The sequence below is a fragment of the Methyloligella sp. GL2 genome (genome assembly GCF_013341275.1).
Taxonomy (GTDB): domain Bacteria; phylum Pseudomonadota; class Alphaproteobacteria; order Rhizobiales; family Methyloligellaceae; genus Methyloligella.
In genome coordinates this window covers 1480187-1495695 of sequence record NZ_CP054476.1, presented here as the reverse complement: position 1 = coordinate 1495695, position 15509 = coordinate 1480187, and the positions used below count along the sequence as shown (strand labels likewise).

Genomic DNA, 15509 nt, shown 5'->3' with positions numbered 1-15509 from the left:
TGGCTCACGCCACCAGGGATACGATCGTTGCCTGCAGCAGGTCGGCCGCCTCGCGCGGGGCGAGCTTCACCTGCAAGCCCCGCTGTCCGCCATTGATGAACACGTAAGGCTGAGCAAGCGCCGTCTCCTCGAAGGCGACCGGCACTTTGCGCATCTGGCCGAAGGGCGAAATGCCGCCGACCTTATAGCCGGTGAGCCGCTCCGCGTCCGTGGGCGGCATCATCTTCGCCGATTTGCCGCCGAGCGCGCTGGCCAGCTTTTTCATCGCGACTTGCGCATCCGACGGTACGATGGCGATGGCCGGCTTGCCGTCCACCAAGGCCATCAGGGTTTTCAACACCCGCGAAGGCTCCTCCCCCAAGGCGTCGGCCGCCTGCAGCCCCACCCGTTCGGCGGAGGCATCGTAATCGTAGCTATGGACGGTGAAGCCGATACCGGCATCGGCGAGCGCCTTGGTCGCGCGTGTGGCTTTGGACATGAGCTTGGAAGCTTCGGCGTTATTTGCAGATCGGCAGCGGCTTGGCCGGCGGCGAAGGATGCGCCTTCTTATACTGGGCGATCGCCGGGGCCAGCGTCTCCCGCGGCCAGAATTTCGGCGTCCCGATCGCCCGCTTGCAGGCGGCGTTCCAATACGCCCCCGGAACACCCCGCCCGACGGCGACAATGTCGCGCGATTCCGGATAGATATAGAGCGAGGTCGGGTTGTCCTTCACCATGGCGTTGATCTGCTTCGCATCCGACCACGACCAGCTGGTGCAGCCATTGCTGCGCCCGCCGGTGTAATTGATGAAGGTGCCATAGGGCACATAGCCATTCTTGTCCGCATACTCGTTGCCCGGCGCCTTCATCCGGCATTGCGCCCGGATGATCACCGAAGGATGTCCGCCGATCTGGCGCGGCCGCGCATTGGCCGTCTCCCCCATCCCATCGAACTGGATGAAGGTGCGGATCAAGGCGCGGTATTGCCCGTTCTCGCGGAAATACCCCTTGAAGGAAGGCTTCAGCTCGGCGGTGACGTAAGACCCGCCCGCGGTGAGCAGCGAATCCTCCGCATTGGAGAAATGCTTGGCGCAGTCCCGCCCATTGGCGAAATTGGCGACGCCCGGCAGGTTGCGCCCATTGCCGTGGCCGGAGGACATCACCCGGTAGACCCGGTCCCCCTCGCAGATGATGTAGAAGCGGCCATGCTTGCCGACGCCGGAAGGCCGCGTCGCATCCATGGCGAAATAGCAGCCATTGCGGATCTCGCCGCTGCCGAGCTTCTGATAATACAGCGCCCGCGCCCGCTGCAGCACAACGGGCGCGATCTGCCCCTCGCCGGTGCCGATTTGAGCCTGCAGCCAGCCGGGCAGCGGCGGCATCTCGGCTTGCGCGCACGCCGGCGCAGAGAAGCCAAGCAGAAGCAGCACGGCCAGGCACGCGCCCGGCAAAGCTGGAAGAAACGCTTTCAGATGCATCGAATCTCACCCCCTTGCGCCCAGTCTGGCAGGTCAGGGTAAGGCTTTCGTTTACGCTAACGCAGCTCGGGCGCTGGGGGCTAGACCAATGGTGTCTTGCAGTGTCTTGCGCCCCCGCCGACCCTCGTCAGGCCCTCAGTCGCGTCCTTAGTCGGGCACCGGGGCATCCGGCATGTCGTGCCAGCGCTTGATTTTCCACCCCTCAGGCCCCTTCACCAGCCAGCCTTCGTAATTGAGGCTAGTCACCGGGCTGAAGTTCTTGCCGTCATGAGCGTTGGTCAAAAGCCCGGCCACGCTGACATGGGCCGTGTCCTTGGTCTGGTCGAGGAACAGAATATTCGACATCAGATGCCGGCGCTGATTGCCGGATTTGGCGAAGGCCTTCATCCGCGCGGTCCAGAATTTGCGAAAACCCTCACCGGTGAAGGAGACCGCCGGCTGGCCCGGCGTACCGGCGACGAACACGGCATCATCCGTGAACAGGTCGAGCCAGGCTTCCGCCTCGTAATTGTCGTAGGCGAAGGAATAGGCATAGAGCAGATTCTCGATCGCGGCGCGGTCGGCCGCGTCGAAATCCCCATGCCCCGGATTCTCCTTCGGCGCGTATGTGCGCAGCGGCTTCACATCCGGCGCAAGGCTCGCACCCGGCGGCAACGCGGCAGTCTCCGCCGCCGCGGCGGACATGGAAAAGACGGGAGCGGAAATCACGGGCGCCGCGGCCAAGACAATGGCCGCCAAGCCCAAACGAAAACTCTGCTTCATAGGTTGGGGGATCCTTTTTTGGGGTTTGGGGGGGGATTTGCGTGTTGGCGTGCTCAGGTTGGAACAAACGCCCAGACCCACAACAAACGCTATTGCGGGCTAGACACGCTATTCGAATCGTTCGTCCCGGGCATAATCCCGCTCGGTTTCATGCTGTCTCTCGCTGGCAATCTCTTGTGCAAGTTGCCTCTTAGCTTCCTTTATAAAGCGCACGTGTTCCGCTGGAACCTCCGCATCCAAGTCATCAAGAAGGCGCGCGTTCGTTTCCATCAGTGCAGCTCTTGAGCCGCTCCAGCTCATTGGCTGGAACCGCTCAATGAACACCTCAAGCACACGCTTGAAGTCCGGCGCATTGGCAAGAAGGGCTTTCGCCTGCTCCGACCAGACTAGTGGCCCTCTCTCCTCCGCGTGGCGCGCAAACGTCACAAACCCCGCCACAAGTGGATAGCGCACATTGGGATCCCGGTCGCACCAATCGATAAGCGTCTCGCGCGAGATCTCATTAGCCGGATTGGAGCGATAGCCGTCTATATGATCGAACACGCCGATACGCGCCTTCCGATCTCCCTCGCCGCCATCGAACAGAACATCAAGAACGGCATGCGGATGTGTACTGAGCAGGGCTGCTAGTAAGCCGCTATTGTTAAAGGCGTAAGTCTCAAACGCCGCCACCGCCGCCTTCAACCGACCTGCTAATTCACCCGCAATTGCAACGCCAACAGGACCCGCAAGACATGTTCGCACCAGCTCTGCTAGCTTGTGTTGGTCTCGCTGATCGTTCTTCTCGAACCTAAAACGCTGCAAAAGTTCTCGGCCAACCTCAAGAAGTTCAGGAGCGTGTTCCCGCTGTTCTGAGCGGTCGGAGAAAAAACGCATATGTAAAATTTCTAACGCGACATCAAACCCGTCGACTTGGTCGGCAATGAGCAGGAGAAGACGTTTTAGATCAGATCCTGCCAGTTGATCCGCCGTTCGCCCGCCCGCCAAAGCACCGTACTTCCAGACGGGCGCCCGCTTCATTTGAAGCGCTCGTTCTAGACGCTCGACACCGCGTGCATCCAGGTAGACTGCCGAGTGCAGCACTGGAACGAATTCCGCCAAGACCGCCTCATCGACCGCCTCGTCGAGGAACTCCTGAGCGATGTCCCGATCCTGTTCCCACAGCTCTGCAAGAAAGCCTCTGATCACCTGGACATTGCGCTGACCCGGAGGGAGTTGCCCAAGACCATGGACGAGCTTTGCCCAGGTGGCGCGATGATCTTCAGACGCCGCGGCAAGTCCGCAGCCAAACTGCCAAGCCCGATTCCCTCCACGTAACAGATCAGGCAAAAGTTCCCCGAACGCGGAGGCGTCGATTGCCACCGTCGCACCGAGCTCTCGGGCGATCGCATCGAGCCGCTTGTGTTCCCCCACAGTGTCGCCATCAAGCTCCATATCCTCCAAGTCGAGCCCACCTGACCTGTCGCTCAACACGACAGCCCGCACGCGTTCTTGAAGGTTGGACGGCCTCAGCTTGGCTTCCAGGTCAGCCAGCCGCAAAGAACTTTCTGGATCGAGCCGGGATCGGTCATATCGCATCGTTTGCCGGCACGCCGTCCAGCCCTCTCGCCAGAATCCATCTGCGGCAAAGCCGAGCGACAGGATTTCCAGTTCTTCGAACATATGGACAGAAGTCCATAACCCGCGAAAGCTACAGGCTACCAAGCCACTTAGTTCGGACTGAAGCACGCCCTCAGTTAACGCAAAACGTTCAATTAGCCTGAGCGCAGATGAATACCACTCCCGCAACTCCGCATTACTTCTTGGCCGATAGCCGAAGTCTCGCGACCAAACTCCAAATTCGAAACGGTAGCCCGAGCTGAAAGACGTAGTCTCTAAGATCGCATCTAGGGCCGCCAAACCGAGCGAAACCTGCTCAGGCTCACCCGAGCAAAGCAATTGTTCGATGACTGCCAACCGCTGTTCAATGCTGGCGTGTGTTCCGGAGAGATAGATTGTAAAAAGCGAAACAAAAGTGTCTCGTACTTGCTCAGATTCCCGCCCTTCTTCACCTCTCTGTGTTGCCGCCTGCGCGAGTAGGTAGGCGCTCCGGTTGAACAGGCGCGGCTCATATGCCAAGGAACGCAGCAACAATTGGTGTCGCCGCCAGATAGCTGCAGCCGAAACCATATCAGCTTCGCCTGACCGCTCTAGGGCCGCAAGAATTGCCTCCGGCAACACTGGAGCAACGTTCTCGAACATTGCTCGGCCGACATCGCCGAGAGCCGCGACATCACCTAACAAGCCCTCTGGCGCAAGCCATTGCTCGACAATGGCTCGGGCTCGTGGGTGCTTGTGTAGAAACGAAAGACGCCGCGAGAATGACCTAGCAAGGCGGTCTGTCCCATCCGCCACTAAATAGCGATCAATGAGATCATAGGGAATATTGTCGAGTGCCTCGGCAGCCAGTCTATTCGCAATTGCGTGCGGCAATACTGCCCGCCAAACGCTGCGCGTTTGGACAAGATCCCGGCGAATCAATTCAGCAACATGCCGGTAGAGCTCCTGAGGTTGTTGCCCAACGAGCGAGGCCAAACGTGGTAGCTCCGCTTCGTCCCCAATCAGGGCCTCTCCTTGGAAAGAGTATACGAGCGAGCAGGCTTGAGCCGCTAGAAGCAGCGCATCGTTGGCATCATGCCCTTGACGGAAGAGACGTTGAAAGAGCTCGTCGTTCGAGAGGCCTGCGACGGTCTCTGAGTGCCTGACCGTTTCGGCGAGAGCTATAGCGATCCGCGCATTGCCGCCGGAAACCTCGGAGATGGTGCGCGCATCGACCTGGGAAAGGTGCGGAAAGCGGCGTACCACGAGATTCTCAATCAGCTCAGGCGAGGACGTGTCGAGGGTCACGACTTGGGTTCCCTCAGGCTGATCATCCCGGACGTCATATTCGACCGTGAGAACGCTAACGGTACTGTCGGTCGCGGCACACAAATCCGAGAGCCGCTGGTGAAGGTCCGGCGGGCAATTGTCGACAATTAGCATGGCACGCACGCGGTTTGCGATCAGGCTCGAAGCCAGACCGATAGGCTGGGGGTCCGGGTTGTCCGAAAGGTTTGTGTAAACCGCTTGCGATGGCGGCAGAGGGCGGGCGCCCACACGCGCATCAAAAAGGGCCTGTACGAGGCGAGTCTTCCCTACGCCCGAAAGGCCAACCAAGCGTACGATCTTACCAGGCTCAGCCAAAACGTCGCGCAACTCGTCAATAGCTTCAGCGACCGAGTGCGCGGACGCACAACTGTGCCTTCCAAAGTGCAGGCGGAGCTTGTCGTCGAGCAAATATTCTGCTTCAACGCCCTCCGCTGGTCCGCTCCAGGGACCGTAGGGACGCCAGCCAGAAAGGCCACCTCCAACCTTCTCTTTAACCCAGGTAATAAGTCCTGGATGGCGCCTAACCCAACTGGCCAAACGCGTGCGATCATAAAAATCCGTATGAAGATCGCTGGCGTTGGCGACACCTGCCAATCCCTCACGTAGTGCATCGCGCCGATTGCCGAGCGCAGCATCGGACGTCGAACCGTGCGAACTGACGATTATGTAAGCACCAGACTCGTCGGCGAGTTCCTGGATAGCGGGACGAACTGTGCCTGCTGGTCTCATCTCAGCAAGGATAGCTGCCCTAGGCATATCCGGTATCTTGGCCTGGAAGCCAGTCGAGGGGCGTGGGATGAAGCCTTCAATGGCTGTTTCTGGAGGTAGGGCAACGCGAACATCCAGGCCGCCATCCGCGGCTCTCTGATCCCCACCCCAAGTGACGGCTGCGGGAGAGAGCCCTCGACTTACAAGCTCGGCCTCACACAAGCGCCCAATAAGTTCCCGCAAGTCAGAGTCATTTAATTGTGCGATTTCGTCGGGTGAAACATCAAACATCGTTCTGATGATTCCTCCCCGAGATGTAGCCTCTAAGGCGTATTGTCCGCTATCAACCACAGTTCGATTGTCGGTAGTCGTCTTAGGCCTTTGCGTCCCTACTCCGACTCATAGTCCCGGGCAACTTCGAGGTCATACCATACACCACGCAGCCGACGCCCCACACAACCACCGAACGCCCAACCCAAACCCCATTAGCCCCCGCACTCCCAAGCTGCTAATCCCCTCTCCATGCCCGACCCCATCCTGATCCTCGTCGATGCCGATGCCTGCCCCGTGAAGGACGAGGTATTTCGCGTCGCCCTGCGCTACGGCATCAAGACCATCGTCGTTTCCAACGCCTTCATGATGCTGCCGAAGCACCCTGATATCGAGCGCGTGATTGTCGAAGCTGGGCTCGACGTGGCCGACGATTGGATTGCGGAGCGCGCGCGCCCGGGCGTCATCGTGATCACCAACGACGTTCCCCTGGCCCATCGCGCCGTTACGGCCGGGGCCGAGGCGCTGGCCCCGAACGGCAAGCCGTTCGATTCCGCTTCGATCGGCATGGCGCTGGCGATGCGGGACCTGATGACCGATCTCCGCTCGGCGGGCGAGACCACCGGCGGCCCGCGCCCGTTCTCGAAGGCCGACCGCTCGGCCTTCCTTCAATCGCTCGATCAAGCAATCGTCCGCCTCAAGCGGGCCGGTCACCCGGCAGCGCAGCCGGAGGCCTGATGCGCCCCGCCTGAAGCGCAGATTCGCGTCTGGGCGGAACGAAAGCCGGATCGCAATGCCTCGTCAGGCCTCATCTAAAGTCCTTCGTCTAAAGCCCTTCGATGGCGGCCTCCGGCGCGACGGCCACATCTGTCAATCCCAGCCAATCGGCCATCCGGCGAAGCTCTTGCGTTAGCCTCTCGCCCGTCTCCGCCGGGGCGTCATCTTCAAGATGGGACCGCAGCACCGCAAGCGCACCGGCCTTGCGGTCGGCTTTCAGATCGACCCGGGCGACCAGCGCCCCGTCCATCAGGAAGGGCAGCACGTAATAGCCGTGCTCGCGCTTATGGGCGGGCGTATAGATCTCCAGCCGGTAGCGAAAGTCGAACAGCCGCTCGGTCCGCGGCCGGTGCCAGATCAGCGGATCGAACGGCGAAAGCAGCGCCGCCCCCTCCAGCTTGCGCCCGGCCTTCGCCGTCTCGTGCAGATAGGCCGGCTGGCGCCAGCCCCTGACGCGCACAGGCGTAAGCGTCCCCTCCTCCACCAGCTGATCGATGGGAAGCGCGGCGTCGGCGGCGGGGATGCGGTAATAGTCGCGCAAATCCTGCACCGTAGCGATGCCGAGCGCGGCGCCCGCGCGCGACAGCAGCGCCCGCTGCGCATCATTGGGAGAAGGCGTGCGGGTCTCCAGGATCGCCCGCGGCAGCACCCGCTCGGGGAGGTCGTAGACCCGCTCGAAGCTGGAGCGGCGATGGGTGGCGGCGACCAGCCCGGCCCAGAACAACCATTCCAGCGCCTGTTTCGCGGAACTCCAGCGCCACATGCCTTGCGAGGCGCGGCCCTCCGCCAGATCGGACGCCCCGAGCGGGCCTTCCTGCGCGATGCGGGCAAGCAGCGCATCGGCCTCTCCCCGCCGCTCGCCGGCGAAGGGCTCGAAGGCGCGCCACACGCCCTGGCCCGCAAGCGCGCGCTCCATGCGCCAGCGCAACAGCGGCTGGCAGTCGATAGGCAGAAGCGAGGCTTCATGCCCCCAATATTCGAAGAAGCGCTTCGGCTTGGCCGCGGCCGCCGCGTCGAGCAGATTGCGGTCGTAAGCCCCGAGGCGCGAGTAAAGCGGCAGGTAATGGGCGCGGACCAGCACGTTCACGCTATCGATCTGCAGCAGGCCCAGCCGGCGGATCGCCTTGCGCAAGCCTGCGGCGCCGGCCGCCCCGTTGCGCTGCAGTCCGTTGAAGCCCTGCGCCGTGAGCGCAATCCGGCGAGCTTCGGCGCTTGAGAGGTCCGTCTTCAGCCCCGGCCCTTCCTATCCGCCGTCATTCCCACTCGATGGTTCCGGGCGGCTTGGAGGTGATGTCGTAGACGACGCGATTGATGCCGCGGACCTCGTTGATGATGCGCCGGGCGGCTCTCCCTAAGAAGTCGTGGGAGAAGTCGTAATAATCCGCCGTCATGCCGTCGGTGGAGGTGACGGCCCTTAGCGCGCAGACATAGTCGTAGGTGCGGGCATCGCCCATCACACCGACGGTGCGCACCGGCAGCAGCACGGCAAAGGCCTGCCAGATCGTATCGTAGAGCCCGGCTTTGCGGATCTCGTCCAGATAGATGGCGTCGGCCTCGCGCAGGATCGCCAGCTTCTCCGCATCCACCGCGCCGGGAATGCGGATGGCGAGCCCCGGCCCCGGGAAGGGATGCCTATGCACGAAGGCCTCCGGCAGGCCGAGCTCGCGACCGAGCTTCCTCACCTCGTCCTTGAAAAGCTCGCGCAACGGCTCGATCAGCTTCATGCGCATCCGCTCGGGCAACCCGCCGACATTGTGGTGGGATTTGATGGTGACCGAAGGCCCGCCGGAGAAAGAGACGCTCTCGATCACATCCGGATAGAGCGTGCCTTGGGCGAGGAAATCCACCTGCCCCAGCTTGCCCGCCTCCTCGTCGAACACGTCGATGAACAGCTTGCCGATGATCTTGCGCTTTTGCTCCGGATCGGAGACGCCGGAGAGCGCCTCCAGGAAGCGCTCGCGCGCATCCACCACCACCAGCGGAATGTTGTAGTGATCGCGGAACAGGGTCTCGACCTGGCTCGCCTCGTCTTTCCGGAGGAGCCCGTGATCGACGAAGATGCAGGTGAGCTGGTCGCCGATCGCCTCGTGGATCAGGATCGCCGCGACGGAGGAATCGACGCCCCCGGAAAGGCCGCAGATCACCTTGCCCTCGCCGACCTGGTCGCGGATCTTGGCGATCTCCACGTCTTTGAAGTGTGCCATCGACCAGTCGCCTTCGACGCCGGCGATTTTCTGCACGAAATTGGCGATCAGCTCGGCGCCGCGCGGCGTATGCACCACTTCGGGGTGGAACTGCACGCCGTACATCTTGCGGCTCTCATTGGCGATGGCCGCGAAGGGCGCGCCTTCGGAAGTGGCGATGGTGCGGAAGCCGTCCGGCAGCTGGGTCACCCGGTCGCCATGGCTCATCCAGACCGGCGCTTTCTCGCCCGGCCCCCAGACCCCTTCGAACAGCGGCGTCTCGGCAATCACCTCGATATCGGCGCGGCCGAATTCCTTGGCGTTGTGCGCCTCGACCACCCCGCCGAGCTGGGCCACCATGGCCTGCTCGCCATAGCAGATGCCGAGCACCGGCAGCCCCGCCTCGAACACGGCCATGGGCGCGCGCGGCGTGTCGTTCTCATGCACGCTGGCCGGCCCGCCGGACAGGATGATGGCAAGGGGCGGATCGCGGGTCAGCTCCGCTTCCGCCTTATCGAAGGGAACGATCTCGGAATAGACGCCCGCCTCGCGCACCCGGCGCGCGATGAGCTGGGTCACCTGGCTCCCGAAATCGACGATCAGAACCCGTTTTGTCATGGAAGATGGTGGTTATCGGAAAGCGCCCGAGTCGGCAATGGGCAGGAGGGACGCGGGAGAATAAACACCACCTCCCCCAAAAAGGGGGAGGTCGACTGCAAAGCGTCGGGTTGAGGGGAGTGGGGTGCGGAAAGTTCGGTCCCCCCGCACCCCAACCCTCTCCCCCAGGGGAGAGGGAGCGGGCTGCGGCAGGCCAACTTCGCACGAGGCGCGCGCCTAACCTCCCCCTAAAAGGGGGAGGTCGGCCTGACTTGATCAGGCCGGGTGGGGGTCATGCAGCGGAAAATAGAGATACGAGGGTGGAAGGAGACCCCCACCCCAACCCTCCCCCTTTCAGGGAGAGGGAGCACGTTGCGGCAAGCCTCGTGGACTTTGGCCTAACCGACCTGCTTCTCGTAGATCACCTTGCCCTCGCCGGGGCCGCGGAAATGGCGCAGGCGCGCCGCCTCCATAAAGCCCAGCCCCTGCAGGAAGCGTCGGCATTTCAGGAAGTCGACGGAATTCGGTGCCTCGGCATAGATATGCTTGGCGCCCGATTTGATCATCGCCGCCTCGGCCCGCTCATAGAGCTCGCGGCCGAGCCCCTCCCCCTGCTCTTCCGGCGCCACCGCGATCCAATAGAGATCGTAATCGTCGTCCTCGGTGTCGTCGATCGGGCCGAAACAGGCGAAGCCGGAAAGCGCCCCGCCCCGCTCGGTGAGGATGAAGTGATATTGCGAGCGGACGCCCTTCTCCAGCCGGTCGGCGATCATCTCCGCCGCAAGTCCGATCTCGGCAGTGCTGAACAGCTTGCTCGCCTCCAGCAGCCCCCGCACGCGCCCCACATCGTCTGCGGTCACGTTGCGGCGCCACCAAAGCGGCGTCTTGCGGCGAACCGTATGCATCTCAGACATCCATCCTTGCCGTGGAGGAAGACCCGCGTGGCGCAAATCCTACGGGCGACATCCTAACAAGTCACGTTTGCATCGTTCCGCGACAAATCTCCCATTCCCACATCAAAATGATGAAACCGGCCTAACTTTGCCGCTCCGCGAGGAAGACGAAAAACCCGTCCGTGCCGAAGCGGCGCGGCGTCAGCACCAGGCCGGGGCCGGCGTTTCGCGGCTCGGGCAGTGCCGCGCCGGTCACCGCTTCGAAGCCCGGCGCCAGATCGAGCGCGGCGAAATCGGGATGCCGGGCGAGGAAGCCGACCGCCTGATCCTGGTTCTCGCACGGCAGCAGCGAGCAGGTGATGTAGCAGAGCCGGCCGCCGGGCTTCACCAGCTTCGCCCCCTCCTCCAGCACCGCCTGCTGCTCCTGTTGGCGCGTCTCCAGCATGGCCGGCGAAAGCCGCCATTTGGCGTCCGGCCGCCGCCGCCACACGCCAGAGCCGGAGCACGGCGCATCGATCATCACCAGATCCAGCTTCTCCTCCAGCGGCAACAGCGAGGCTGCATTGCCCGCCTCCAGCACCTGCACATTGCGCGCGCCCGCCCGCTTCAGCCGCTCGAAGACCGGGCGAAGCCGCATACGGTCTGAATCGTAGGCATAGAGCTGACCGGTGTTCCGCATCGCCGCGGCCAACGCCAGGGTCTTGCCGCCGGCCCCGGCGCAAAGATCGATGACCTGCTGCTTCGGCGCGACGCCCGAGAGCAGCGCGGCGAGCTGCGAGCCCTCGTCCTGCACCTCGAACCAGCCCTTGCCGTGGGCCGCTTCCGCCTCGACATGGGGGCTGCGCTTTGCGCCCACCCCGGCGGTAATGCGGATGCCCACCGGCGAATGGGGCGTCGGCTGGGCACCGAAGCGCTGCAGCGCTTTGAGCACCTTTTCGCGGTCGGCTTTCAGCGTGTTGACGCGGAGGTCCAGCGGCGCGCGCAGCGAAAGCAACACCCCTTCCGCCGCCGCATCTTCGCCGAAGGCCCGCGCCAGCTCGTCCGAGAGCCAGTCCGGGAATTCGCCTTTGATATGGGCCGGTGCATCCTCCGGCAGCGCAGCCGCCAGCCCGGTCTTCTCCGCGTCGGTCAGCGGCTCCGGCGCGAACCGGCTGCCGTCGCACAGCGCCGCCACCGCCTCCGGCGTCTCGCCCCAGCGGCTGACCAGCGCCCGCAAGGCAAGCGCGCGAGGGCTATCGCTCTGCATCAGATATTCGGAAGAGGCTTTCACCCGCAGCGCATCGAACACCAAATTGCCGATCGCCGCCCGGTCGCCGGAGCCGGCGAAGCGGTGCGAGATGCCCCAATCCTTCAGCGCCTCGCTCGCCGGACGCTTGCGCGTCTCGATTTCGCCGAGCACCTCGATCGCGGCGCTCACCCGTCCCCCAGCCTGCATCAGACCACCGCCAGCAACAGAACGCGGGCGATCACGATGATCCAGATCAGCAGCAGCGCGATGGCGCCGATCATGAACACCGGCGTGCGGTGCTCCAGCTGATTGCTGGTGACGTGGATATAGGCGTGCAGGATGCGCGAGATCACGAACATCCAGGCCAGCACCAGGATGAACAGATCCAGCGTCTTGGTATCCAGCGCCAGTAGCATGGCCACGTAGAACAGCACCGGCAGCTCGAGCTGATTGTGGAAGGCGTTGGAAATCTGGGTGACCCGCGGCGGCCAGTTGCTCTGGCGCAGCGCGACCGCATCGGCCCGCACCTGGCCGCGCCTGAGCGCCTGCAATCGCAGCACCGTCATCCAGAACAGCAGGATGAAGGTGAGCAGCACCTGGACGAACATCGGTAGCAAGATGGCTTGAACGGTCATTGCGCCCCCGCGTGGCAAAGGAAAAGCGCCGGAAATCCGGACACCGGTAGATGAATGCTTATCGCCGGCTTATGGGTCCGTTTGTGAGCCAGCGGCGCGCCGCCCGCAAGGCTTGCCGAACCGCTCTCCCCATTTACCGCCTTACCGGAGGTTAAGTTGACGCACCCGGCCAACTGCCTCTAATGCTCAAGAAAAAATAGATCTGAGGACCCAAGGAGCCTGTTTTGATGCGTTTCGCCGATAGCCGAGTTTCGCGGCCGCGCCTGGTGCCGCGTTTTGCCGTCGCCGCCGTTCTGACCGCCGCCATCTTTCCCTTCACCCCCAGCCTCGCCACCGAAAGCAAGGCCCCGCCCGGCATGACGCTGGAGGAGGATCATCTTTGCTTCAACGGCAAGGGATCCATCGAAGAGGTACTCGGCGCCTGCGGCGAGTATCTCAAGGCGACCGATGCAGATACCGAGCATAAGATCATCGCCCATGGCAACCGCGCCATCGCCTATTCGGCGATCGGCAATCTCGACGCCGCCATTGCCGATCTCGATGCTGCCGCCGAGCTCGACGATACCCGGGCGGCGGTCTTTCTCGCCCGCGCCCGCGCCTATGGGCAGAAGAAGGAGTTCGATAAGGCTCTGGCCGATCTCAACACCACCATCGAACTGCAGCCGACCTCAGCCGCGCCGCACATCCTGCGTGGCGTGATCTTCGAGGCGGAGGATAAGAACGACGAGGCCATTGCCGAGTACAGCGCCGGCGTCGAGAAGAACCCCGAATACACGCCGGGCTATGTCAATCGCGGCACGCTCTACCGCACGATGAAGGATTACGATCACGCGGCGGAGGATTTCTCCAAGGTCATCGAGCTGAAGCCCGAGGAGGCGCAAGCCTATATCGACCGCGGCTGGGTCTACGTGCTGCAGGACAATCTCGACGGCGCCGAGGACGATTTCGACACCGCGCTGGAGCTGCAGGAGAACAACGCTTTCGCCCTGGCCGGACGCGGCGTGGTCAAGAGCCGCAAGGGCAAGCCCACCGACGGCAGCGCCGACCTGCACCTGGCCATCAAGCTCGAGCCCAACGTCATCGAAGAGATCAAGAAGCTCGGCGTCGAATAGCGGCATCGCGCATGGCACGCACACACCTCCCCCTAAAAGGGGGAGGTCGAGTTGGCTTCGGCCAACTCGGGTGGGGGTCATCTGCCCCGCCGGATCACTTCCGCCGAAATTACCTCCCAGACACCTGGAAGATTTCGCATCACATCCAGATTGGTGAAGCGGGACTGCATCAGAACAACCTAGGCTGAACAGACCCCCACCCCAACCCTCCCCCTAAGAGGGGGAGGTCGAGTTGGCTTCAGCCAACTCGGATGCGGGTCATTTGCCCCCGCTCAGCACCTATATATCCCGCGGGTAGTTCGGCGATTCCCGGGTGATGGTCACGTCGTGGGCGTGGCTCTCGCGGAGCGAGGCATTGGTGATGCGCAAGAACTCCACCCGGTCGTGGAAGCTGGAGATATCCGGCGCCCCGACATAGCCCATAGAGGCGCGCAGCCCGCCGATCAGCTGATGCAGCACCGAGGCCACCGGCCCCTTATAGGGCACCTGGCCCTCGATTCCTTCCGGAACCAGCTTCAGCGTATCCTTGATGTCCTGCTGGAAGTAGCGGTCGGCCGAGCCCCGCGCCATGGCGCCGAGCGAGCCCATGCCGCGATAGGCCTTGTAGGAGCGACCCTGATACAGGAACACCTCGCCCGGGCTCTCATCCGTGCCGGCCAGCAGCGAGCCGATCATGGCGCAATCGGCCCCGGCGGCAATCGCCTTGGCCAGATCGCCGGAATATTTGATGCCGCCATCGGCGATGACGGGGATGTCTTGCGCCTTGGCCGCATGGGCGCATTCGATCAGCGCCGAAAGCTGCGGCACGCCGACACCGGCAACGATCCGCGTGGTGCAGATCGAGCCAGGCCCGATGCCGACCTTCACCGCATCGGCACCGGCATCGATCAGCGCCTTGGTGCCCTCGGCCGTGGCGACATTGCCCGCCACCACCTGCACTGCGTTGGACTGGCGCTTGATCCGGTCGATGGAATCCAGCACCCGCGAAGAATGGCCATGGGCGGTATCGACCACGATCAGGTCGCAGCCCGCATCGATCAGCCGTTCGCTGCGCTCGAACCCGGATTCACCCACCGTCGTCGCCGCCGCCGCCCGCAAGCGCCCCTGCTCGTCCTTGCAGGCATGGGGGTGCAGCCGCGCCTTCTCGATATCCTTCACCGTGATCAGGCCGATGCACTGGTAATCGTCGTTGACCACCAGCAGCTTCTCGATCCGGTGCTTATGCAGCAGCCGCTTGGCCTCCTCCCGATCCACCGATTCTTTGACCGTGATCAGGTTTTCCTTGGTCATCAGCTCGCGGACCGGCTGCTCAGGGCTGTCGGCGAAACGCACATCGCGATTGGTGAGAATGCCGACCAGCTTGCCCTCGCGCCCGCCATCCGGAGCCGGCTCCACCACCGGGATGCCGGAGATATGATGCTTGGCCATCAGATCCAGCGCTTCGGCCAGGGTGGCGTTGGGCCCGATGGTCACCGGATTGACCACGATGCCGGATTCGAACTTCTTCACCTGAGCGACCTGATCGGCCTGCTCCTCGGGGGTGAAGTTGCGGTGGATCACGCCGATGCCGCCGGCCTGAGCCATGGCGATGGCGAGGCGCGCCTCGGTGACCGTATCCATAGCGGAAGACAGCACCGGGATATGGACGGAGATCGATTTGGTCACCCGGCTTGCGACGTTCACCTCGCCGGGCATCACATTGGATGCCGCAGGGCGGATCAGGACGTCGTCGAAAGTGAGGGCGATTTCAGTGTCGGGAAAGTGCCGCGGGGGCATCGGCCAACCTCTTGTAAGACGAAGGAGCGGGGGATGCGGAAGAGCCCGCGCTCCCACCAGTTGGCAGCCTCCTTTAGCAGCTTGTATGCGGCTTGGGAAGTGAGCCCGCGGCATTGCACCCGGCAGAATTGCCGCGGCTTGGCAGGTTTGGGGCCTGCCCCCTTCGAGACGGCCCTTCGGGCCTCCTCAGGGTGAGGCGCGTTT

12 protein-coding genes are annotated in these 15509 nt (G+C 63.2%); 2 read left to right on the top strand and 10 right to left on the bottom strand.

What is annotated here, in order from left to right; all coding sequences use genetic code 11:
• Positions 1–4: 4 nt before the first annotated feature.
• The 4 genes from ybaK to HT051_RS06995 form a co-directional block, all read right to left on the bottom strand.
• Positions 5–478 (bottom strand): Cys-tRNA(Pro) deacylase, encoded by a 474-nt coding sequence (gene ybaK, locus HT051_RS07010; RefSeq protein ID WP_174541374.1) that lies wholly within the window; start codon positions 476–478, stop codon positions 5–7.
• A 19-nt stretch (positions 479–497) separates the two neighbouring features.
• Positions 498–1457, bottom strand: coding sequence for a hypothetical protein (locus HT051_RS07005; protein ID WP_174541373.1), 960 nt, complete (start codon positions 1455–1457; stop codon positions 498–500).
• 147 nt (positions 1458–1604) lie between these two features.
• Positions 1605–2219: a nuclear transport factor 2 family protein gene (locus tag HT051_RS07000; protein ID WP_174541372.1), complete on the bottom strand. Its 615-nt coding sequence runs from the start codon at positions 2217–2219 to the stop codon at positions 1605–1607.
• Positions 2220–2327: 108 nt separating this feature from the next.
• Positions 2328–6125 (bottom strand): hypothetical protein, encoded by a 3798-nt coding sequence (locus HT051_RS06995; RefSeq protein WP_174541371.1) that lies wholly within the window; start codon positions 6123–6125, stop codon positions 2328–2330.
• 231 nt (positions 6126–6356) lie between these two features.
• Between HT051_RS06995 and HT051_RS06990 the strand changes: the two genes are divergently transcribed.
• Entirely contained in the window at positions 6357–6842 is a 486-nt protein-coding gene (locus tag HT051_RS06990) for a YaiI/YqxD family protein (RefSeq protein ID WP_174541370.1), read from the top strand.
• An 88-nt stretch (positions 6843–6930) separates the two neighbouring features.
• Here the strand turns inward: HT051_RS06990 and HT051_RS06985 are convergent, their stop codons facing one another.
• From HT051_RS06985 to HT051_RS06965, 5 genes are all read right to left on the bottom strand, one after another.
• Complete coding sequence (locus tag HT051_RS06985; protein WP_174542908.1) at positions 6931–8112, bottom strand: winged helix-turn-helix domain-containing protein; 1182 nt, start codon at positions 8110–8112, stop codon at positions 6931–6933.
• Between the two features lie 22 nt (positions 8113–8134).
• Complete coding sequence (gene guaA / locus HT051_RS06980) at positions 8135–9682, bottom strand: glutamine-hydrolyzing GMP synthase (protein WP_174541369.1); 1548 nt, start codon at positions 9680–9682, stop codon at positions 8135–8137.
• 377 nt (positions 9683–10059) lie between these two features.
• Positions 10060–10566 carry a GNAT family N-acetyltransferase gene (locus HT051_RS06975; protein WP_174541368.1) on the bottom strand — a complete coding sequence of 169 codons (507 nt, stop codon included), beginning with the start codon at positions 10564–10566 and terminating at the stop codon, positions 10060–10062.
• A gap of 130 nt (positions 10567–10696) precedes the next feature.
• The gene (locus HT051_RS06970; RefSeq protein WP_174541367.1) at positions 10697–11989 is read right to left on the bottom strand and encodes an RsmB/NOP family class I SAM-dependent RNA methyltransferase; all 1293 of its coding nucleotides are present in this window, start codon (positions 11987–11989) and stop codon (positions 10697–10699) included.
• A complete protein-coding gene (locus HT051_RS06965) occupies positions 11989–12417 on the bottom strand; it encodes an MAPEG family protein (protein ID WP_174541366.1) in 429 nt (142 codons plus the stop codon). The genes HT051_RS06970 and HT051_RS06965 overlap by 1 nt, the downstream gene beginning before the upstream one ends.
• A gap of 227 nt (positions 12418–12644) precedes the next feature.
• Between HT051_RS06965 and HT051_RS06960 the strand changes: the two genes are divergently transcribed.
• Entirely contained in the window at positions 12645–13529 is an 885-nt protein-coding gene (locus HT051_RS06960; RefSeq protein ID WP_174541365.1) for a tetratricopeptide repeat protein, read from the top strand.
• A 279-nt stretch (positions 13530–13808) separates the two neighbouring features.
• Here HT051_RS06960 and guaB read toward each other — a convergent pair whose 3' ends face one another.
• Positions 13809–15305, bottom strand: a complete 1497-nt coding sequence (gene guaB / locus HT051_RS06955; RefSeq protein ID WP_174541364.1) for an IMP dehydrogenase — start codon at positions 15303–15305, stop codon at positions 13809–13811.
• Between the last annotated feature and the right edge of the window lie 204 nt (positions 15306–15509).